The following is a 19,651-nucleotide window of genomic DNA, read 5'->3' as shown; positions in this document are numbered from 1 at the left end:
ACGTCATCCCGGCGCAGGCCGGGAACCAGCCCGCCCCGCGCTTCTGGGCCCCGGCCTTCGCCGGGGTGACGATGAAATGCAAGCCTTCCCTAAAACCCCAGCGCCTTGACCAGCTTCACCCCGTCAAGCGCTTCGGCCTCGGCCACCACGTCCGGCGTCAGGGCTTCGTCAAGGCTGAGCAGCAGCACCGCTTCCCCGCCCGCTTCGCGTCGGCCAAGGTTGAAAGTGCCGATATTGATACCGCGCGCACCCAGCAACGTGCCGATCCGGCCAATGAAGCCCGGCTTGTCGTCGTTGACGATGTAGAGCATGTGCCCGGACAGATCAGCTTCGATCCCGATCCCGAAAATTTCGACCAGACGCGGCGCTTCATTGCCGAACAGCGTGCCCGCAACCGAACGCTGCCCCTGCGCGGTGTCCACCGTCACCCGGATCAGCGTGTTGTACGCGCCATCGCGTTCGTGGCGGATTTCGCTGACATCCAGCCCGCGCTCTTTCGCCAGAAACGGCGCGTTGACCATGTTCACCGTGTCGGAATATTGCCGCATCAACCCCGCCAGCACCGCCGCCGTGATCGGCTTGCCATTCAATTCCGCCGCCGCGCCTTCGCGTTCGATGCTGATGCGGGTGAGGTTGCCGTGGGCAAGCTGACCGACCAGACTGCCCAGCTTTTCCGCCAGCGCCATATAGGGGCGCAGCTTGGGCGCTTCTTCCGCCGACAGGCTCGGCATGTTGAGCGCGTTGGTGACACCGCCGTTGACCAGATAGTCGGCCATCTGTTCGGCCACCTGCAAGGCGACATTGACCTGCGCTTCGGTGGTCGATGCGCCAAGATGCGGGGTGCAGATGAAATTGGGCGCGCCGAATAGCGGGTTTTCCTTGGCCGGTTCAACCGCGAACACATCGAGCGCCGCGCCCGCGACCTGACCGCTTTCGAGGCAATCCTTCAACGCCGCTTCGTCGATCAACCCGCCGCGCGCGCAGTTGATGATGCGAATGCCCTTTTTGGCGTTTTCCAGCCGATCACGATTGAGGATATTGCGCGTCTCGTCGGTCAAGGGCGTGTGCAGCGTGACAAAATCGGCGCGGCTCAGCAGCGTGTCGAGATCGACCTTTTCCACGCCCATTTCGACCGCGCGGTCTTCGGTCAGGAAGGGATCATAGGCGACCACTTTCATGCGCAGGCCCAGCGCGCGTGATGCGACGATCGACCCGATATTGCCCGCGCCGATCAGGCCCAGCGTCTTGCCGGTCAGTTCCACGCCCATGAACCCGCTTTTGGGCCATTCGCCCGCCTGCGTCTTCGCGTTGGCTTCGGGCAATTGCCGCGCGAGCGCGAACATCAGCGCAATCGCGTGTTCGGCGGTGGTGATCGAATTGCCGAACGGGGTGTTCATCACCACCACGCCCTTGCCGCTGGCATAGGGAATATCGACGTTGTCGACGCCAATCCCGGCGCGGCCGATCACTTTCAGATTGGTGGCGGCATCAAGGATCGCCGCCGTCACCTTGGTCGACGAACGGATCGCAAGGCCATCATATTCGCCGATGCGCGCGATCAATTGTTCGGGCGTTTCGCCGGTGATCACATCGACATCGCAGCCACGCTCTTCAAAAATGCGCGCGGCGTTGGGGTCCATCTTGTCGGAAATGAGAACACGGGGTTTGGTTTGGGCATTGGTCATGGGAAATACCTTACACTCGTCATCCCGGACTTGATCCGGGATCCCGCTTCGCTTGCGGGAGGGATATAGAGAAGCGGGACCCCGGCTCGGGGCCGGGGCGACGCAAAGACTAACGGCAGCTATCAGCCGTTCTTGACGCTTTCATAGGCCCACTCGATCCACGGCAGCAGACGTTTCACGTCCTCCTGCTCCACGGTCGAACCGCACCAGATGCGCAAGGATGGCGGTGCATCGCGGTAGCCGTTGAAATCGAAGCCGACATTGCGGTCTTCGAGCAGCTTGACGATTTTCTTGGGCACCGCGGCCTGATCTTCGGGCGACAGGTTGTCATACCACTCGCCCTGAAACACCATGCACACACCGGTGTTGGTCTGCTGCGCCGGGTCGGACGCCATGTTGCGCAGCCACGGGGTCGCCTCGATCCAGTCTTTCACGATTCCGGCATTGGCATTGGCCCGCTCGACCAGCGCCTTGCGCCCGCCGATGCTCTTGGCCCATTCCAGCGCCGCGATATAATCCTCGGTCGCCAGCATCGACGGGGTGTTGATCGTCTCCCCCGCGAAGATGCCGAGGTTGAGCTTGTCGCCCTTTTTCATGCGGAACAATTTGGGCAGCGGCCACGGCGGATCGTAGCTTTCGATCCGGGCGACGGCTTTGGGCGACAGGATCAGCATCCCGTGCTGCGCCTCGCTGCCCATCACCTTCTGCCACGAATAGGTCGTCGCATCCAGCTTCGACCAGTCCATTTCCTGCGCGAAGATCGCGCTGGTGGCGTCGTTGATGGTGATCCCTTCGCGGCCCGGCTCAAGCCAGTCGGTGTTCGGGATCATCGCGCCGCTGGTGGTGCCGTTCCAGGTGAACACCACGTCGTTGGCTTGCGGGATGGTGGTGAGATCGGGGATTTCGCCATAATCGGCGGTGAGGACTTGCAGGTTGGGCAGTTTGAGCTGCTTCACCGCGTCCTGAATCCAGACATTGCCAAAGCTTTCCCACGCGGCAACCGTCACCGGGCGCGCAGGGTCAAGCATCGCCCACATCGCCGCCTCGATAGCGCCGGTGTCGGACGCGGGCATGATGCCGATCAGGTAATCATCGGGAATGCCCAGCAGTTCGCGCGACAGATCAATCGCATATTTCAGCCGCGCCTTGCCCAGCGACGAGCGGTGCGAGCGACCTAGCGATTCAGTTTTGAGCTTATCCAGCGACCAGCCGGGGAATTTTGCCGTGGGGCCCGACGAAAAGAACGGGCGTTCAGGCTTAAGCGCAGGCTCGTGCATGAGCCCGCTTGCATACTCAGTCATGTATTCTCTCCTTGCAGAGAGCTCGCGCGGCGTTGGGACCGCGTGGCCCGCTGGCCGCTCTAATGGCGGCGCGAGCCAAGTCAATGAAGGATTTGCCAACCTCCCCGATCCGGCAGCCAATCCCCTCTCGCCAAGTGAACCGAATGTTACTAATCAGGCCGATCAATGGACACCTCCGATCTTCGTATTGCCCTGTTCAGCGGCAATTATAACTACACCCTCGACGGGGCGAATCAGGCGCTGAACCGCCTGGTCCGGTCGCTGCTCGGCAATGGCGCGGCGGTGCGCATTTATTCGCCCAAGGTCGCCAACCCCGATTTTGCCGCCACGGGTGATCTCGTCGGCCTGCCCAATGTGCCGATGCCGGTCAAAGGGCGCGGCGATTACCGGATGCCGACCCATCTGGGCGCGCGGGTAAAGCGTGATCTGGCTGAGTTTGCGCCCAATATCGTCCACCTGTCATCGCCCGACCCATCGGGCCACGCGGCGCTGCGCTGGGCTTTGGCGCATGATGTGCCGGTGCTCGCATCGGTGCACACCCGGTTTGAAACCTACCCGCGCTATTACAACATGGCGTTTCTGGAACCGCTGATCATCTATATGCTGCGGCGCTATTATCACCGCTGCGATGCCCTGGTCGCCCCGTCGCAGAGCATGATCGACGAATTACACGCGATGCGGATGCACGATGATATCGGGCTGTGGAGCCGGGGGGTGGATCGCACGATCTTCTCATCTGCCCGCCGTGACCCGGAATGGCGGCGCAGCATCGGGCTTGCCGATGATGATGTCGCTATCGTGTTTCTGGGCCGGTTGGTGATGGAAAAGGGGCTGGATGTCTTTGCCGAAACCATCGCCGAACTGCGCCGCCGCAAAGTTTCGCACAAGGTGATGGTGATCGGCGATGGCCCGGCGCGCGGCTGGTTCGAAGCGAACCTGCCCGGCGCGGCCTTCGTTGGCTTCAAGACCGGTGATGGTTTGGGCCAGGCGCTCGCCAGTGGGGACATATTCTTCAACCCGTCCGTCACCGAAACCTTTGGCAACGTCACCCTTGAAGCCATGGCGAGCGGGTTGCCGGTGGTGGCTGCGGGCGCGACCGGCAGCACCAGTCTGGTGGCAGAGGGCGTGACCGGACGGCTGGTGGCCCCATCGGGCAGCACCGATGCCGACGCAGCGGCCTTTGCCGATGCGATTGCCCCCTATTGCACCGACCGGGCGTTGCGTGCGGCCCACGGGGCGGCGGGCGAAACGCGGGCATCCGAATACAGCTGGGACGCGATCAACCAAGTGGTCGCCGATACCTATATCCGGGTGATAGAATCCCGCCGCGCGGCGCGGGCAAGCGCGGCGACGAAAGTGGCCTGACGGTTCGCCAAAGGCTGCGCTTTGCAACCCCTGCTTGGCGTTTGGGCTATCTCAGCACCCCTGCCAGCGCCATACGGCGGGCGTAGAACAGCAGAAACAGCGTCACCGCCCAGATCGCGACGTCAAGCGCGGGAGCCTGCATGCTTGGCGGAACCTCGACCAGCGCATAATTATAGAACGTGGTGCCGATCAGGCCGACCAGCGCGACCACCATGGCTGCAACCGCAAAACGCGAGCGCAGCAGCAGCAGCACCGACCCGGCCAACGCGCCCCACACACCCAGCGCCCACAGCCCATTGGCCCACACAGGATAGCTTTCCATGAAAGCGATCTGATCGAGCGTCATGCCCAGATCGGCCAGCTTGTCCAGCCGCGTCATGGTATAGCTCATCGCCCCCATCGCATTGAACAGCAGCGTGGCAATGCCCGCCAGCCACAGGTGCCACGGCGTTCGCACGCCGCCGATTGTCTCAGTGTTCACAGGCGTTCCCTCCCCCATCCGGTGCGACCCGAATGGAGGAAAGATACGCGCCTGCGACCTCGGGTGCAATCCGAGCCTAAATCCGCTCGATCCGCTTGGCCATTTCGTCGATCATGTCGACGATTTCGTTGATCGTGCGTTCGTCCAGCTTGCCGCTGACCGCGCGGTTTTTCAGCACGTTGGCAAGGTTGCCCATCGCCCTGAACAGATCGGGTGATCGCACCGTGTGCGCGCGCTCGGCATGGCGGCCCAGACGCCGCATCAGCGTATCGACCTCGTCCTTGCGTTCGTCGAGTTCGGCGCGGCCTGCGTCAGTCGCAGCGAAGGGCTTTTTCGCGCCCTCAGCCTCAGCCTCGGCAATCGCGCCTTCATCTTCCAGCAGTTGCAGCGTCGGATAGACTGCACCGGGACTGGGGGCATAGCCGCCGCCGGTCATTTCCTCGATCTGCTTGATCAGTTCATAACCGTGCGAAGGCTGCTCCGCGATCAGCGCCAGCAGCGCCAGCCGCAATTCGCCAGTGGCAAACATCCGCCCGCGCCGTTGGCGGCGACCACGCCGAGAGCCATCCTCGTCGTCTCCGGCCTCGTCGTTATCCCAGCGCCAGCCCATCTTCATGCGCGGGCCGGCGAAATTGCCCGCTGCATTGCTTGCCGCCATCATTGCGATGGCTTCGCCCAATTTGTCCCAGCCATTGCCGCGACCATATCTGTTCCAGCTCATTGCCCGTTCCTCCGTGCGTTGTGATACATCCAAGATATATCTTAGACCTATCTTGACAAGGGGCGCAGCGGTCGGCTGTTTCTTTTTCCGACCATGCGCCTATCACGCCCGATGAATGACTGATCTGTTCGGACAAGACGCACCTGAGCCATCATTGACCGCGGCGGCCGCCGATGCGCCGCTGGCCGACCGTTTGCGCCCCGCGACGCTGGCCGAGGTCGTCGGGCAGGAACATCTGACCGGCCCCGAAGGCGCCATCGGGCGGATGGTGGCGGCGGGGCGGCTTTCCAGCATGATCCTGTGGGGGCCGCCCGGCACCGGCAAGACCAGCATCGCCCGCCTGCTGGCCGACTCGGTGGGAATGCGCTTTGCCGCGATCAGCGCGGTGTTTTCGGGCGTGGCGGATTTGAAGAAAGCCTTTGCCGAGGCCGAGAAATTCGCGGGCGCGGGGCGCAAGACGCTGTTGTTCGTGGACGAGATTCACCGCTTCAACCGCGCGCAGCAGGATGGGTTCCTGCCGTTTGTCGAACGCGGGGTGGTGACATTGGTGGGCGCGACCACCGAGAATCCGAGCTTCGCGCTCAACGCCGCGCTGCTTTCCCGCGCGCAGGTGTTGGTGCTGAACCGGCTGGATCAAGGCGCGCTGGCGGCGCTGCTGGCGAAGGCGGAAAACCTCGAAGGCCCCCTCCCCCTCACGCCAGAGGCCCGCACCGCGTTGATCGCGCAGGCCGATGGCGACGGGCGGTTTGTGCTGGGGCAGGCCGAAACGCTTTATGCCGCCGGGCTTTCCGAGCCGCTCGACCCGCAGGCGCTGGGCGCGTTCCTGCAACGCCGCGTCGCGGTGTATGACAAGGACCGCGACGGGCATTACAACCTCATCTCCGCACTGCACAAAGCGGTGCGCGGGAGCGATCCGCAGGCCGCGCTCTATTACCTCGCGCGGATGCTGACCGCTGGCGAAGAACCGCTGTTCCTCGCCCGGCGGCTGGTGCGGATGGCGGTGGAGGATATCGGGCTGGCTGACCCCCACGCCCTGCCCCAATGCATGGCAGCGATGGAGGCTTACCGCTTCCTCGGCAGCCCCGAAGGCGAATTGGCGCTGGTGCAAGCGTGCCTCTATCTCGCCACCGCGCCCAAATCCAACGCCGCCTATCTGGCGCAGAAAGCCGCGTGGAAATCGGCCAAGGACACCGGCAGCCTGATGCCGCCGATGAACATCGTCAACCCGGCCACGGGGCTGATGGAAAGCCTCGGCTACGGCAAGGGCTATACCTATGATCACGACACGCCTGATGGTTTTTCGGGCGATGATTATTGGCCCGAAGGGATGGAACCGCAGGTGTTCTACACGCCCGTCGAACGCGGTTTCGAACGTGAGGTGAAGAAGCGGCTGGAGTACTGGGACAAGCTGCGCAGCGAGCGGCACAATGAAATGTGAGTCCCCGCGCAGGCGGGGATCTCGGGCGAGATTGCGCCGAGCCGCCGGAGGCTCCCGCCTGCGCGGGAGCGCACACTAGGTTTGCGCTTCTCCCACTTCCTCGCGATCGACTGGTCAGGCGCGAAAGGCCCGCGCCAGAAAGGCATCGCGCTCGCTGTTGCCTTGGCCGAGGGCGGGCCGCCCTTGCTGATCGCCCCACCCGATCCGAAAGGCTGGGCGCGCAGCGAAGTGCTGGCGCTGCTGTGCGATCTGCCCGGCGATAGTTTGGTCGGTCTCGACCTCGGCATCAGCCTGCCTTTCGCCGATGCAGGCGCGTTCTTTCCCGGGTGGGACGCCAGCCCCGGCGATGCACGCGCGCTGTGGGCCATGATCGACCGCCTGTGCGCCGGCGATCCCAACCTTGAGGCAGGCGGTTTCGTCACCCACGCCGAGGCCGCCCGCTATTTCCGCCACGGCAAGGATCATCAGGGCGACCGCTTCCACCTGCCCGGCGCAGCCACCCGCGAAGGGCGGTTCCGGGTGGCCGAGGCCGCGCAGCGGGCGCAGGGCGTGCGGCCGGTAAGCAATTTCAACCTCGTCGGCGCGGCGCAGGTCGGCAAATCGAGCCTCACCGGAATGCGGATGCTGCACCGCCTGGCTGGGCGCGTGCCGGTGTGGCCGGTCGATCCCTTGCCGGACAGCGGATCGGTGGTGACTGAAATCTACACCTCGCTTTCGGCGCGGCTTGGCGGGATGACCGGCGCGGCAACCAAGCTGCGGACTTACGAGGCGCTGAACAAGGCGCTCGATACGCTGGACACCGCCCCGGTGCAGGGCGCAGGCGCGATTGACGACCATGCCTCCGACGCCCTGATCACCGCCGCATGGCTGCGCCGCGTCCACGAAACCCGCGATCTGTGGCACCCGCCCAGCCTAACCCCGGCCATCGCCCACACCGAAGGCTGGACTTTCGGCGCGTTGTAAGATTAAGGCGCGTTCGGACAAGCCATGTGCCGGCTTAGCTCAGTTGGTAGAGCACCTGATTTGTAATCAGGGGGTCACGAGTTCGAATCTTGTAGCCGGCACCAGTTTCGATCAGAGAAAACCATCCGGGGGATGGTTTTCCATCGAAACTCCCGAGCGCAAGCGACGGGGCATCTCCCCAACCTCACGAACAAACCCTCTTGCCCACGGCCCCACCGCAAGTTGCTGTAACGTTTTTTCAATCCCGGCGGGGCTATAGGCCTGCTGGCGGGGTGAACCTTGCCTATGACCAAGGTCAGTGGCCGATACAGCAGTGCAGCCCACGCACGAATGACGACGTAAAAACAGGGACAGGCAATGGCACTGGGCTTCTTCAAATCCGTGCGCGGGCAGGCTGGGCAGGCGCAGGCCGATGTTCCCGCCCCGGCGCCATGTGACGCCCGGCCCGAACGCACGGCAGTGCTCAGTGACATAGAAGAACTTGGCGTCGGCATGTTCTGGGCGACCGATGCCGATGATCGCCTGACGTTCCTGTCGCAGCGCGCGCTCGAAGACCTTGGTCAGGATGGCGAATCCCTGATCGGCAAACCGATGGCACAGACGTTCCGCGATATCGATAACGAGCCGGGCGCCCCGACCCAGCGTTCCTTGTCGTTCAAGCTCAAGGCGCGGTCGAAGCTGGAAGAACAGATCGTCGCGTTCGAAGGCGGCCGCGGCACCACCCGTTGGTGGCGGCTGAATGGTCGGCCGCTGCTGGATACCACCGGCGAATTTCTCGGCTACCGCGGCAGCGCGGTCGATATTTCGGGCCAGTATTTCTACGAAACGCAGATCGCGCGGCAATCGCAGGTTGATGAGCTGACCGGGTTGGCCAACCGTCGGAAACTGAACGAACGGCTGACCGCAACCTTGGCCGCGTTCCGGGCCACCAAGCGCAGTTGCGCGCTGATGATGCTGGATCTCGATCGGTTCAAGCAGGTTAACGACACGATGGGCCACCCGGCGGGCGACGAATTGCTCAAACAGGTCGCGCAGCGTCTGACCGCTATCGTCAAGGATCGCGGCGAGGTCGGACGGTTGGGCGGCGATGAATTTCAGATCCTGCTGCCCGACATGGATGACCGCGGGATCCTGAGCGAACTGGCCAACCGGATCGTCCAGTCGGTGTCGCAGCCCTATCAGGTCAGTGGACGCCGCGCGATTATCGGCACGTCGGTGGGGATTGCGATTGCGCCTTATGACGGGATCGACACCGACGAACTGACAAGCGCGGCGGACATGGCGCTCTATTCCGCCAAAGGCACCAACGGCGGCACCTTCTGCTTTTTTACAACCGAACTGCGCGATGAAGCCTCGCGCACGGCGGTGCTGGGCGACCGCCTGCGCGATGCAGTGGACCGGGGCGACCTCACGCTCGCCTATCAGCCGCTGGTCGATCCGGTCACCAACGAGGTCAAATGTTTTGAGGCGCTGTTGCGCTGGCATGACGCCGAACAGGGGGTGATTTCCCCAACGCAATTCATCCCGATTGCGGAAAATGACGATCTGATAATCAGAATCGGAGACATGGCACTGCGCCAGGCCTGCATCGACGCGATGGCATGGCCCGAGGCAATCAAGGTCGCGGTGAATGTCTCTGCCAAGCAGTTCGTTCGGGCTGGGTTCCGCAATACAATCGCCGCTGCGCTCGAAGTGTCCGGTCTGTCACCATCGCGGCTGGAGCTGGAAATCACCGAAAGCGTGTTTGTGGGTGATCTGGAAACAGTGGACGCGATCTTCCGCGATCTCAAAAAGCTGGGGGTGCGGTTGGCGTTGGATGATTTCGGAACCGGTTATTCATCGCTCGGCTATCTCAAGCACGGGCATTTCGACAAGCTCAAGATCGACCAGAGCTTCGTGCGCGGCTGCACCGAAAATGGCGATACCAACCCGGCGATCATCACCGCCATCGTTGCGCTGGCCAAGGCGCTGGGCATGGAAACCGTCGCCGAAGGGGTCGAGGCAATGGACGAGCTTGACCTGGTGAAGCAGCGCGGCGCGGATCTGGTGCAAGGCTATATCTATTCGCAGGCGCTTCCGCAGGAAGAAGTGCTGGCGCAGGTCAGCAACTGCGCCATGAAAGTCACCCCGAACGGCCCGCCGCGCCACCGTTCCGATCGCATTTCGATCTTCCGCAAGGTCGGGTTGATTCATGAGGATCACTATTATCAGGTGATCCTGCGCAACCTGTCCAAATCGGGCGCGCGCATAACCGGGCTGGCCGGGGTGCCGGTTGGCACCGACGTGGTGCTTGATCTGGGCCACGGCCAGTTGGTGGTGAGCAAGGTGGTGAATGCCTCCGAAAGCAGCCAGGGACTGCAATTCGAAACCACGCTGATCAGCGACGGCGGGGGTGGGTTCATGACCCGCAATCGGATTTCACCCTATTCGCTGGCCGAAGCGGGCATCCCGCTGGCAGCGCTGGGCGCAGGCGCATTCCCGTTGGCGAAATGGCGCGCCGCGAACAAAACCGCGCCGCGTTTCTTGCAGCTGGATCTGGCGATGTGATTCGGGCTTGGCTTGGCAAACCCGAACACGATCAACCGCGCCCGCGATAGGGGGCGACGCCCTGATCGGGCAGCCACACCCCTTCGGGCGGCGTGCCGGATTGCCAGAATACATCGATCGGAATGCCGCCGCGCGGATACCAGTATCCGCCAATTCGCAGCCATTGCGGGCGCATTTCATCAAACAGCCGCGCGCCGATGCCGACCGTCACATCTTCGTGAAAGCCATTGTGATTGCGGAACGAGCCGAGGAATAATTTCAGGCTCTTGCTCTCGACAATCGTCTCACCCGGCACATAATCGATCACCAGATGGGCAAAATCGGGCTGACCCGTCACCGGGCAGAGCGAGGTGAACTCGGGCGCGGCAAACCGCACCAGATAGGTGTGGCCCGGGCGCGGGTTAGGCACGTAATCGAGCCGCGCATCCTCTGGCGAGGTTGGCATGGGCGTATCCTTGCCAAGGAATTGCGGGGCCAGTGTCGGCTTGGCCGCGGGCTGTTCAGGTGTGCTTTCCATGCCGCGCTGTTGCCGCGATTGGTCGATGGGTGCAAGCGCATAGAGCCAAGCTTGCACTTTGCGCCAGCGCCACTGGCGCGCTAGGGATGCGGCATGACAAACCCCATCCCCGATCTGGTCTCGACCGAATGGCTTGCCGCGCAAGGCGATGCGGCGGGCCTTGCCATCCTCGATGCCTCGCATCACCTGCCCGCTGCCGGACGCGATGCTGCGGCTGAATTTGCCGACGGGCATATCCCCGGCGCGCGGTTTCTGGGCCTCGCCAGCCTTGTCGATCAGACCTCCAGCGTGCCTGCTGCCCTGCCTCGCCCTGAACAACTGGCGGAGCGGCTGGGAGAACTAGGCGTCGCCCCGAACGACACCATCATTCTTTATGATGACAGCATGATCCGCACCTCGGCGCGGGCGTGGTTCATGCTGCACGCCTGCGGGTGGGATAAGGTCGCGATCCTTGATGGCGGGCTGGCCAAGTGGCGCGGCGAGGGCCGCGCGATGGAAGGCTCCGCGCCCGAAATCGCCCCGGCATCCCCCGCCCCCCTTGCCCCGGCGCGCAGCGTGCGCAGCAAGGCGCAGATGCTCGCCAATCTGGATACGCAGGCCGAACAGGTGCTCGACGCGCGCAGTGCCGACCGGGTGTTCGGCAGCGGCACCGATCCGGTGCATGGCGGGCCGAACGGGCGCATTCCCGGCGCGCTCAACCTGCCGTTTACCGAGGTGTTGAACGCGGACGGCACCTACAAATCGCCCGCTGATCTGCGCGCTGCCTTTGCCGCCGCCGGGGTCGATCTGACGCGCCCCGTCACCACCACCTGCGGCAGCGGGGTGACGGCGAGCGTGCTGTTGTTCGCGCTTCACCTGATCGGCAAGCACGACATTGCACTCTATGATGGCAGCTGGAGCGAATGGAGCGCCGATCCCGCCACGCCCAAAGCGCAAGGACCGGCTGCATGAGCGGCGGCGATGGCAAACATCTGAAACCCGCGACCAAGCTGGTGCGCGGCGGCCGGCGCAAGGAATGGACCGGGCCGGTGGTCAACCCGCCGGTGTGGCGCGCATCGACCCACCTGTATGAACAGGACGCTGATCGCCACGCCGCGGGCGGTAACAATGCTGACGGGCAGTTCTTCTACGGCAGGCGCGGCGCGCCGACGCAGTGGGCGCTGGCCGAAGCGTTGACGCAGATTGAACCCGGCGCGCACGGCACGGTGCTCTATCCCAGCGGGGTGGCGGCGATTGCCGGGTGCCTGCTGGCGGTGCTCAAACCCGGCGACCACCTGTTGATGGCAGACAATGCCTATGACCCATCGCGCAGCATGGCGACCGGATTGCTCAAACGGATGGGGGTGACGACGACCTTCTTCGACCCGCGCGATATCGATGCTTACCGCGCGCTGTTTGCCGATCCGGTGCGCGCGGTTTGGCTGGAAAGCCCCGGCAGCCTGACGTTTGAGCTGTGCGACGTGCCCGCCCTTGCCGCTATCGCGCGCGAACATGGCGCGGTCAGCCTGATCGACAACACCTGGGCGGGGCCGCTCGGCTTTGCCGCGCTTAGCCACGGCTGCGATATCGTGATGATGAGCCTGTCGAAACACGTCGGCGGTCATTCCGATCTGATGATGGGCGCGGCGAGCGCGGGCAAACGCTGGTACACCGCGCTGCGCCGCACCGCGCAGGAACTGGGGCAGGTGGTTTCGCCCGATGATGCCGCGCTGGCTGCACGGGGCCTTCGCACCATGGGTCTGAGGCTCGACGCGCAGTCCCGCACCGCGCTCAAAATCGCGCAGTGGCTGGAAACCCAGCCACAGGTGGCGCGGGTGCTCTGCCCGCTGCTGCCGTCCGATCCCGGCCACACACTATGGCAGCGCGATTTCACTGGCGGGTGCGGCCTGTTCGCCTTCGTGCTGACGAGCGATGATCCGCAGGCCTCTGCCCGCGTGGCCGATGCGCTGGAACTGTTCGGCATCGGCTATAGCTGGGGCGGGTATGAAAGCCTGGCCCTGCCGATCCGGCCCGAGGATCATCGCAGCATCATGCCCGGCACCGGCGCCCCGGCGATCCGGCTCGCCATCGGGTTGGAGGATGCGGATGATCTGATCGCCGATCTGGCGCAGGCTTTGGAGACTGTCGGATGAGCACGCCCTCCCCCGTCTTGGCCCCAACCCCAGCCCCCGCCCCGGCCGAAATCGTCAGCGGCGCAGACAGCGCGCGCGCAGATATTGCGGCGACTAACGAGACCATCGGCGGGATCATCAACCGGCTGGATAGCTGGGCGGTGGCAGTCGGTGACTGGCGCGTATCGGCATTCGACATCCTGTTCGCACTGGTGGCCGTGCTGCTGGTGCTGGCCATCGCATGGTTCGCCACCCGGCTGACGCGCAGCGCGCTGCGCCGCTTGACCGCGCTTGACGGCACGCAGCGCGTGCTGACCGAGAAAATCGCCACGATCATCATCTGGGTGGCGGCGTTTTTCGTGGGCGTCGATCTGCTCGGGATCGATCTCACCGCGCTCACGGTGTTTTCGGGTGCGTTCGGGCTTGCCATCGGGTTCGGGCTGCAAAAGACCTTCGGCAATCTGATTTCGGGCATCATCCTGTTGATGGATAAATCGATCAAGCCGGGCGATGTGATCGCGGTCAGCGACATGGCGGGCAACCACACCTTTGGGCAGATCCGCAAGATCGGCATCCGCGCGGTATCAGTCACCACCCGTGATGAACGCGAATATCTGATTCCCAACGAAAACCTGATGATCAATCAGGTTGAAAACTGGTCTTATTCTTCCAAAAATGTGCGCTTTCAGGTCAATGTCGGGGTCAGTTATGATGCCGATATGGAACTGGCCGAAAAACTGATGCTGGAAGCGGCGAAGAAAGCGCGCCGGGTGCTCGACACCCCGCCGCCCACCGTGTGGATGAGCGAATATGGTGATAGCTCGGTCAATTTCACCATCCATTGCTGGATCACCGATCCCGAAGACGGGGTGGGCAATGTCCGCAGCGAAGTGCTGAAAAACCTGTGGTGGCTGTTCAAGGAAAACGGGATCGAAATCCCCTTCCCGCAGCGCGACATCAACCTGCGCGACAATGAACAAATGAAGGCGCTGATCGCGGCGCTCGAAAGCCGCAAGCAGGCAGACGAGCCCTCGATCCGATAGCTGGGCTTTTACGGCTCCAATCCATTCTCGCTGGCACGGCAGCGCACGCTCGCCCATTTGCAGTGTCATGCAGATTGGCACCATCTATCTGGTTGGCGCGGGGCCTGGCCCGGCAGACCTTCTCACCCTGCGCGCCGCGCGGCTGATCGAAGCTGCGCGGGTGATCGTGCATGATGGCCTTGTCGGCCCCGATATTCTTGCGTTGGTGCGACCCGATGCGCGGCTGATCTCGGTCGCCAAACGCCGCGCGCGCCACACCATGGCGCAGGATGATATCAACGCGCTGCTGGTGGATGAGGCGCTGGCGGGCCGCGATGTCGTGCGGATGAAGGGCGGCGATCCGTTCATCTTCGGGCGCGGCGGTGAGGAGGCCGAGGCCGCGCGCGCGGCGGGCGTTCCGGTCGAAATCATCCCCGGCATTTCGGCGGCTAACGGCGCGGCCGCAGCGAGCGGGATTGCGCTGACGCACCGCGACGCTTCCAGCATCGTCAGCTTTGTAGCTGGTCAGTGCAAGGGATTGAGCGAACAGAACTGGTCAGGCCTCGCGGGCGCGGGTCGCACGCTGGTGATCTACATGGGCGTTTCCAACGCGCCGCAAATTGCCGAGAAGCTGATGGCAGACGGGCTTGCCCCCGATATGCCCATCGCCGTGATCGAAAACGCCGCGCGCCCCGAAATGCGGGTGCTGCGCGGGCTGCTGGCAGGCCTGCCCGATCTCGTTGAGCGCGAAGCGGTGAAAAGCCCCGCGCTGATCGTGATTGGTGAGGTTACGGCGCGTGAAAATGACGCCGTCGCAGCGCTCGCGAAGGAGGCCGCGCAATGAAAATCCTCACCGGCAATGACCTGCGTTCGGGCGCGGTGGTGTGGTGGAACGGCTCCGGCTGGTCGCTGTTCGTCGATGATGCGGTCGATGCAGGTGATGACGCAGAAGAAATCCTCGCCCGCGAAGAGGCCGCGCGCCGGGTCAATGTGCCATACGCAATTGACGCCAGTATCGACGCGGCAGGCCATGTTCGCCCCGCGCATATCAAAGACCGCGTGCGCGCGCTCGGCCCGACGGTGCGGCGCGATCTGGCGGTGCCGACTGCGGATAAAACCGGCTGGGACTGGGTGATCTGATGTACCAATACGACTCATACGATCAGGCCATGGTCGATGCCCGCGTGGAAGAATTCCGCGATCAGGCGCGCCGCCGCATGGAAGGCCGCTTGACCGAAGACCAGTTCAAGCCGCTGCGGCTGATGAACGGCCTCTATCTGCAACTTCACGCCTATATGCTGCGCGTGGCGATCCCCTATGGCACGCTCAATGCGCGCCAGATGGAGGCGCTGGCCGACATCGCCGAGAAATATGACCGCGGCTACGGCCACTTCACCACCCGGCAGAACATCCAGTATAACTGGATCAAGCTGGAGGATGCCGCCGACGCGCTGGCTGACCTTGCCAAAGTCGAGATGCACGCGATCCAGACCAGCGGCAATTGCATCCGCAATATCAGCGCCGATCACTTCGCGGGCGCGGCGGCTGACGAGGTAGTCGACCCGCGCCCCTATGCCGAATTGCTGCGCCAATGGTCGAGCTTTCACCCCGAATTCACCTACCTGCCGCGCAAGTTCAAGTTCTGCGTCATCGCAAGCGCAAAAGACCGTGCGGCGATGCGGCTGCACGATATCGGCATCCGCATTGTGCGGAACGCAGCCGGAGAAACAGGCGCGCAATTCTATGTCGGCGGCGGCATGGGCCGCACCCCGATGATCGCGCCGCTGGTGCGCGATTTCGTGCCGATCGATCAGCTGATCACCTATGCCGAGGCGTGCCTGCGGGTCTACAACCGCTACGGTCGGCGCGACAACAAATACAAGGCGCGGATCAAGATCCTCGTCCACGAACTCGGCGCGGCGGAATATACGCGGCAGGTCGAGGAGGAATTCACCCATCTGCTGAGCGTGGGGGTGGAGCCGCCGCGTGAGGAATTGGCGCGGATTGCGGAATATTTCGCACCGCCCGCGTTTCGTCATCCCAGCGAAAGCTGGGACCTGGAGCAATTGCAGAGCAAGGCCGCCGGAGATCCCAGCCTGCGCTGGGATGACGGGTTTGGATTGTGGGTGCGCCGGAACACCCACCCGCACAGGGCGCCGGGATACGTCTCCGCCGTCATCAGCCTCAAACCCGTGGGCGGCATTCCCGGCGATGCCACCGCCGATCAGATGCGGATCGTGGCGCGGCTGGCGCGCGAATACAGTTTTGACGAGCTGCGGGTGATGCACACCCAGAACCTGCTGCTGCCGCACGTCCGCATTGCCGATCTCCCCGCGATCTGGACGGTGCTCAATGCAGCTGGCCTCGCCGCGCCGAACATGGACACGATCGAGGATATCATCGCCTGCCCCGGCCTTGATTATTGCAGCCTCGCCAATGCCCGCTCGATCCCGCTGGCGCAGCGCATTTCTGAACGCTTTGCCAAGAGCGGACGCACCGAAGTGGTGGGCGAATTGAAGCTCAAGATTTCAGGCTGCATCAACGCCTGCGGGCACCACCACGCGGGCCATATCGGCATCCTTGGCGTCGACCGGAAAGGCACCGAGAATTACCAGCTTTCCTTGGGCGGGTCTGAGGCGGAGGACGTCAGCCTCGCCAAGATCACCGGCCCCGGCTTTGACGAAGACGGCGTGATCGCGGCGGTCGAGACTGTCACCGACGTCTATCTTGGCGCGCGCACTGATGGCGAACGCTTCATCGACACCTACCGCCGGATCGGCATGGAACCGTTCAAGGAGGCATTGTATGGTTGAGTCCCGCGATCTCGGCACCAGCCCCGACGAAGTGCAGTTCCGGTTCCGCGATGATGAACCGGTCGATCACGGCACCGTCACCGTGGACTCCTGCTGCGATCAGACCAACGCCACCGCCGTGCGGATCGAACCGGGCGATGATGCGCGGCTGTTGCTGCCCTTCCTTGACCGGCTGGCGCTGGTTGAGATCAATTTCCCCAGCTTCACCGACGGGCGCGGCTATTCGGCGGCGCGGATTCTGCGTGAGGCGGGCTATTCGGGCGAATTGCGCGCGGTGGGCGATGTGTTGATCGATCAGCTTAGCCATATGCGCCGCTGCGGGTTTGACAGTTTCGCCCCGGACAAGCGGCTGGACGAAGACGACGCCGCCCGCGCCTTCGCCACATGGGACAATGTCTATCAACGCGCCGCAGATACGCGCCGCACCATCGCGGACCAACGCCATGAAGCCTGAACTGTCGCTGCCCACCGCCGCGCGCACCCGCGACACGCTGAACCTCGCGCCGCGCTTTACCGATCACGATGCCTTGCGATTGAACCGGATGTTCCGGGGCAGCACGACGCGGGATATGCTCGAAAGCGTCATCAGCGATAATCTGGCGGGCGATCTGGCGATTGTGTCCAGCTTCGGCGCGGAAAGCGCGGTGCTGCTGCACCTGATCGCCAGCGTTGATCCGTCAGTGCCGGTGCTGTTCCTCGACACGGGCAAGCATTTTGCCGAGACGCTGGCCTATCGTGATCGCCTTGTGCAGCTGCTGGGGCTGAACCTTGTGGTGCTGACGCCTGATCCGGCTGATCTGGCGGCGCGGGACGAAACCGGGTTGCGCTGGTCTTATGATCCCGATGGTTGCTGCGAAATCCGCAAGGTGCGGCCGCTGGAAAAAGCGCTGGCACATTACGATGCCAGTTTCACCGGCAGGAAGGCGTTCCAAGCTGCCACCCGCGCCAATCTGCCGCGGTTTGAAGTGGATGCGTCGGACGCAGCTGGGCGGCTCAAGATCAACCCGCTGATCGATTGGGATGCGGGCCAGATCGAAGGCTATTTCATCCAGCACGACCTGCCGCGCCATCCGCTGATCGCGGCTGGCTATCCGTCAATCGGCTGTTCGCCCTGCACCACCCAGGTCGCGCCCGGTGAAGACCCGCGATCAGGCCGGTGGAAGGGCTGGGACAAAACCGAATGCGGCATCCACAGGCCGGGCGAGGAACCGTTTTTGTGAAGTGATGCGGCGGAAAAGCGACCAGACATCGCTTTCCCGCCGATCAGTAAAAATCAGGCTTCGACCCGCTCGACCGTCACAACCGTGCCGTCATCCGGGTTCTTCGAGGTCCAGACCCCGTTTTCATCGATGGTTTCTTCATGGCAAACCTGTTTGGCACCTTCTTCATCCTTGGTAGTGCAATACAGGTTTGCACTTTTCTGTTCCCAGGTTCCGGTTGTTACCGCACCATCGGCAGCGGTGCTGGTCCAGGTGCCGTCCTCGCGAATATCTTCCATGAAGACTTTGCCGTCTGATTCGGTGATGCGAAAAGTGCCATATGGCGTGCCGCCATCAGCAGCAGTCATGGCCGCTGCGGTTTCTTCGACTGCCGACTCAGTCGGAGCTTCGGCTTCCGGTGTGCAGGCCGCCAAAGCACCAAGCACGGCTATAAATGCAAATTTCTTCATGATTTCCCCCAATTTACAATACGAATGATGGCAATTGTTTTTGCCGCTATTTGCAACCCCACCCCCAGCGATAAGACTTCCGATAGCTATGTCGAGTATTTATTCAGAGCCAGCCTTCGCGGGCGTACCACTGCGCGGTCGCCTTCAGCCCCTCTTCACCGGCAATGCGCGGCTGCCAGACGCCCGGCGGCACCGCCCGATCAAACCGTGCGATCCAGTTGGGGTGGCACATATAACCCACCCGGTCGGCCGTCAGCTTGGCCCGATCACCGCGCAGCAGGCGGTCGGCAGCCGCAGCCGATTCCAGCACCATGCGCGGCAGGTGCGGGGCGAACACGCTGCGCTTTCCCACCGCATGGCCGATCGCCTGCGCCAGTTCCTTATGGCTCCACCCGCCTTCGCGCCCATCATCGGGTTCGTAGATTTGCTTGCGCGTGGGCGCGGCGTTACCTGATAGCACCACCAGCAAATCCGCGAGATCATCGGCGTGGATGATCGAGGTCGCGCCGCCCGGCGGCAACGGCACCACGCCCCATTTCGCCGCGCGAAACAGGTCGAGCATATCGCGGTCACGCGGGCCATAGACCGCAGGTGGGCGCACGATTGTCCAGTCTGACCCACTGGCTTCCACCAAAGTTTCGGCCCGCGCCTTGGACGCGCCATAGGCTGACAGCGCAGGCATCCGCGATGCCAGTGACGAAACGAACACCAAACGCCGGGTGCCAGCCTCCTTCGCGGCGGCGATGACATTGGCGGTGCCGGTGACATTCGCCGTCTCGAACTTTGCCGGATCGGGGGTGTTGGTAAGGCCCGCAACGTGGATCACCGCATCCGCGCCTTGGGCCAGCGCGGCAAGCGCGGCCCGATCAGCCAGATCGCCCGGCACCCATTCCACCCCGGCGCATTCTGGCTGCGCACGGCGGGTCAGCGCCCGCACCTGATACCCTGCCGCCAGCGCCGCTTCCATCACCGCGCTGCCGACAAATCCGGTTGCGCCTGTGATCGCCAGCACACTCAT

The 19,651-nt window shown here is 63.5% G+C and carries 19 protein-coding genes and 1 tRNA gene; 13 read left to right on the top strand and 7 right to left on the bottom strand.

The annotated features are described in order from the left end of the window. Positions 1–89: 89 nt before the first annotated feature. Positions 90–1,685: a phosphoglycerate dehydrogenase gene (serA, locus tag ABIE62_RS01280; RefSeq protein WP_354322868.1), complete on the bottom strand. Its 1,596-nt coding sequence runs from the start codon at positions 1,683–1,685 to the stop codon at positions 90–92. A 122-nt stretch (positions 1,686–1,807) separates the two neighbouring features. Further along, positions 1,808–2,986: a phosphoserine transaminase gene (locus ABIE62_RS01275; RefSeq protein ID WP_354322866.1), complete on the bottom strand. Its 1,179-nt coding sequence runs from the start codon at positions 2,984–2,986 to the stop codon at positions 1,808–1,810. A 165-nt stretch (positions 2,987–3,151) separates the two neighbouring features. Here ABIE62_RS01275 and ABIE62_RS01270 point away from each other — a divergent pair, with 165 nt between their 5' ends. Continuing rightward, positions 3,152–4,351, top strand: a complete 1,200-nt coding sequence (locus ABIE62_RS01270; RefSeq protein WP_354322864.1) for a glycosyltransferase family 4 protein — start codon at positions 3,152–3,154, stop codon at positions 4,349–4,351. A 46-nt stretch (positions 4,352–4,397) separates the two neighbouring features. Here the strand turns inward: ABIE62_RS01270 and ABIE62_RS01265 are convergent, their stop codons facing one another. Together ABIE62_RS01265 and ABIE62_RS01260 are read right to left on the bottom strand one after the other, a co-directional pair. Next, on the bottom strand, positions 4,398–4,832 hold the full coding sequence (locus ABIE62_RS01265; protein ID WP_354322863.1) for a hypothetical protein: 435 nt from the start codon (positions 4,830–4,832) through the stop codon (positions 4,398–4,400). Positions 4,833–4,908: 76 nt separating this feature from the next. Beyond that, positions 4,909–5,553: a PadR family transcriptional regulator gene (locus tag ABIE62_RS01260; RefSeq protein ID WP_354322861.1), complete on the bottom strand. Its 645-nt coding sequence runs from the start codon at positions 5,551–5,553 to the stop codon at positions 4,909–4,911. Between the two features lie 115 nt (positions 5,554–5,668). Here ABIE62_RS01260 and ABIE62_RS01255 point away from each other — a divergent pair, with 115 nt between their 5' ends. The 4 genes from ABIE62_RS01255 to ABIE62_RS01240 all read left to right on the top strand — a co-directional run bounded on the left by ABIE62_RS01255 (position 5,669) and on the right by ABIE62_RS01240 (position 10,501). Then, entirely contained in the window at positions 5,669–6,991 is a 1,323-nt protein-coding gene (locus ABIE62_RS01255; protein ID WP_354322859.1) for a replication-associated recombination protein A, read from the top strand. 81 nt (positions 6,992–7,072) lie between these two features. Continuing rightward, complete coding sequence (locus ABIE62_RS01250; RefSeq protein WP_354322857.1) at positions 7,073–7,954, top strand: hypothetical protein; 882 nt, start codon at positions 7,073–7,075, stop codon at positions 7,952–7,954. 28 nt (positions 7,955–7,982) lie between these two features. Then, positions 7,983–8,058: transfer RNA gene (locus ABIE62_RS01245), tRNA-Thr, on the top strand. Between the two features lie 253 nt (positions 8,059–8,311). Then, positions 8,312–10,501 (top strand): putative bifunctional diguanylate cyclase/phosphodiesterase, encoded by a 2,190-nt coding sequence (locus ABIE62_RS01240; protein WP_354322856.1) that lies wholly within the window; start codon positions 8,312–8,314, stop codon positions 10,499–10,501. 31 nt (positions 10,502–10,532) lie between these two features. Here ABIE62_RS01240 and queF read toward each other — a convergent pair whose 3' ends face one another. Next, positions 10,533–11,018, bottom strand: coding sequence for a preQ(1) synthase (gene queF / locus ABIE62_RS01235; protein WP_354322854.1), 486 nt, complete (start codon positions 11,016–11,018; stop codon positions 10,533–10,535). Positions 11,019–11,111: 93 nt separating this feature from the next. Here queF and ABIE62_RS01230 point away from each other — a divergent pair, with 93 nt between their 5' ends. The 8 genes from ABIE62_RS01230 (at position 11,112) to ABIE62_RS01195 (ending at position 18,184) form a co-directional block, all read left to right on the top strand. Continuing rightward, positions 11,112–11,969, top strand: coding sequence for a sulfurtransferase (locus ABIE62_RS01230; protein WP_354322852.1), 858 nt, complete (start codon positions 11,112–11,114; stop codon positions 11,967–11,969). Then, on the top strand, positions 11,966–13,150 hold the full coding sequence (metC, locus tag ABIE62_RS01225) for a cystathionine beta-lyase (protein ID WP_354322850.1): 1,185 nt from the start codon (positions 11,966–11,968) through the stop codon (positions 13,148–13,150). The genes ABIE62_RS01230 and metC overlap by 4 nt, the downstream gene beginning before the upstream one ends. Further along, positions 13,147–14,172 (top strand): mechanosensitive ion channel family protein, encoded by a 1,026-nt coding sequence (locus tag ABIE62_RS01220; RefSeq protein WP_354322848.1) that lies wholly within the window; start codon positions 13,147–13,149, stop codon positions 14,170–14,172. Before metC ends, ABIE62_RS01220 begins: the two co-directional genes overlap by 4 nt. A gap of 67 nt (positions 14,173–14,239) precedes the next feature. Next, positions 14,240–14,995 carry a uroporphyrinogen-III C-methyltransferase gene (cobA, locus tag ABIE62_RS01215; RefSeq protein ID WP_354322846.1) on the top strand — a complete coding sequence of 252 codons (756 nt, stop codon included), beginning with the start codon at positions 14,240–14,242 and terminating at the stop codon, positions 14,993–14,995. Further along, complete coding sequence (locus ABIE62_RS01210) at positions 14,992–15,291, top strand: DUF2849 domain-containing protein (RefSeq protein WP_354322844.1); 300 nt, start codon at positions 14,992–14,994, stop codon at positions 15,289–15,291. Before cobA ends, ABIE62_RS01210 begins: the two co-directional genes overlap by 4 nt. Continuing rightward, on the top strand, positions 15,291–16,964 hold the full coding sequence (locus ABIE62_RS01205) for a nitrite/sulfite reductase (RefSeq protein ID WP_354322842.1): 1,674 nt from the start codon (positions 15,291–15,293) through the stop codon (positions 16,962–16,964). The genes ABIE62_RS01210 and ABIE62_RS01205 overlap by 1 nt, the downstream gene beginning before the upstream one ends. Continuing rightward, positions 16,957–17,418, top strand: coding sequence for a DUF934 domain-containing protein (locus tag ABIE62_RS01200; protein WP_354322841.1), 462 nt, complete (start codon positions 16,957–16,959; stop codon positions 17,416–17,418). The genes ABIE62_RS01205 and ABIE62_RS01200 overlap by 8 nt, the downstream gene beginning before the upstream one ends. Continuing rightward, a complete protein-coding gene (locus ABIE62_RS01195) occupies positions 17,408–18,184 on the top strand; it encodes a phosphoadenylyl-sulfate reductase (RefSeq protein WP_354322839.1) in 777 nt (258 codons plus the stop codon). Before ABIE62_RS01200 ends, ABIE62_RS01195 begins: the two co-directional genes overlap by 11 nt. 53 nt (positions 18,185–18,237) lie before the next feature. Here the strand turns inward: ABIE62_RS01195 and ABIE62_RS01190 are convergent, their stop codons facing one another. Further along, on the bottom strand, positions 18,238–18,633 hold the full coding sequence (locus ABIE62_RS01190) for a hypothetical protein (RefSeq protein WP_354322837.1): 396 nt from the start codon (positions 18,631–18,633) through the stop codon (positions 18,238–18,240). A 103-nt stretch (positions 18,634–18,736) separates the two neighbouring features. After that, positions 18,737–19,651, bottom strand: a complete 915-nt coding sequence (locus ABIE62_RS01185) for an NAD-dependent epimerase/dehydratase family protein (protein ID WP_354322835.1) — start codon at positions 19,649–19,651, stop codon at positions 18,737–18,739.

This window comes from Porphyrobacter sp. MBR-155, from assembly GCF_040547625.1.
In the GTDB taxonomy this organism is placed as follows: domain Bacteria; phylum Pseudomonadota; class Alphaproteobacteria; order Sphingomonadales; family Sphingomonadaceae; genus Erythrobacter.
Note: the sequence above shows the minus strand (reverse complement) of the source record. Positions and strands in the feature narration are given on the sequence as shown.

Bases quoted from the DNA above. Each gene is read 5' to 3' on its own strand.
- cobA (WP_354322846.1), top strand. From the start codon at position 14,240: ATGCAGATTGGCACCATCTATCTGGTTGGCGCGGGGCCTGGCCCGGCA.
- ABIE62_RS01220 (WP_354322848.1), top strand. From the start codon at position 13,147: ATGAGCACGCCCTCCCCCGTCTTGGCCCCAACCCCAGCCCCCGCCCCG.
- metC (WP_354322850.1), top strand. From the start codon at position 11,966: ATGAGCGGCGGCGATGGCAAACATCTGAAACCCGCGACCAAGCTGGTG.
- ABIE62_RS01185 (WP_354322835.1), bottom strand. From the start codon at position 19,651: ATGAGTGTGCTGGCGATCACAGGCGCAACCGGATTTGTCGGCAGCGCG.
- serA (WP_354322868.1), bottom strand. From the start codon at position 1,685: ATGACCAATGCCCAAACCAAACCCCGTGTTCTCATTTCCGACAAGATG.
- ABIE62_RS01230 (WP_354322852.1), top strand. From the start codon at position 11,112: ATGACAAACCCCATCCCCGATCTGGTCTCGACCGAATGGCTTGCCGCG.
- ABIE62_RS01200 (WP_354322841.1), top strand. From the start codon at position 16,957: ATGGTTGAGTCCCGCGATCTCGGCACCAGCCCCGACGAAGTGCAGTTC.
- ABIE62_RS01240 (WP_354322856.1), top strand. From the start codon at position 8,312: ATGGCACTGGGCTTCTTCAAATCCGTGCGCGGGCAGGCTGGGCAGGCG.
- ABIE62_RS01195 (WP_354322839.1), top strand. From the start codon at position 17,408: ATGAAGCCTGAACTGTCGCTGCCCACCGCCGCGCGCACCCGCGACACG.
- ABIE62_RS01190 (WP_354322837.1), bottom strand. From the start codon at position 18,633: ATGAAGAAATTTGCATTTATAGCCGTGCTTGGTGCTTTGGCGGCCTGC.
- ABIE62_RS01210 (WP_354322844.1), top strand. From the start codon at position 14,992: ATGAAAATCCTCACCGGCAATGACCTGCGTTCGGGCGCGGTGGTGTGG.
- ABIE62_RS01260 (WP_354322861.1), bottom strand. From the start codon at position 5,553: ATGAGCTGGAACAGATATGGTCGCGGCAATGGCTGGGACAAATTGGGC.
- ABIE62_RS01270 (WP_354322864.1), top strand. From the start codon at position 3,152: ATGGACACCTCCGATCTTCGTATTGCCCTGTTCAGCGGCAATTATAAC.
- ABIE62_RS01255 (WP_354322859.1), top strand. From the start codon at position 5,669: ATGACTGATCTGTTCGGACAAGACGCACCTGAGCCATCATTGACCGCG.
- queF (WP_354322854.1), bottom strand. From the start codon at position 11,018: ATGGAAAGCACACCTGAACAGCCCGCGGCCAAGCCGACACTGGCCCCG.
- ABIE62_RS01205 (WP_354322842.1), top strand. From the start codon at position 15,291: ATGTACCAATACGACTCATACGATCAGGCCATGGTCGATGCCCGCGTG.
- ABIE62_RS01275 (WP_354322866.1), bottom strand. From the start codon at position 2,986: ATGACTGAGTATGCAAGCGGGCTCATGCACGAGCCTGCGCTTAAGCCT.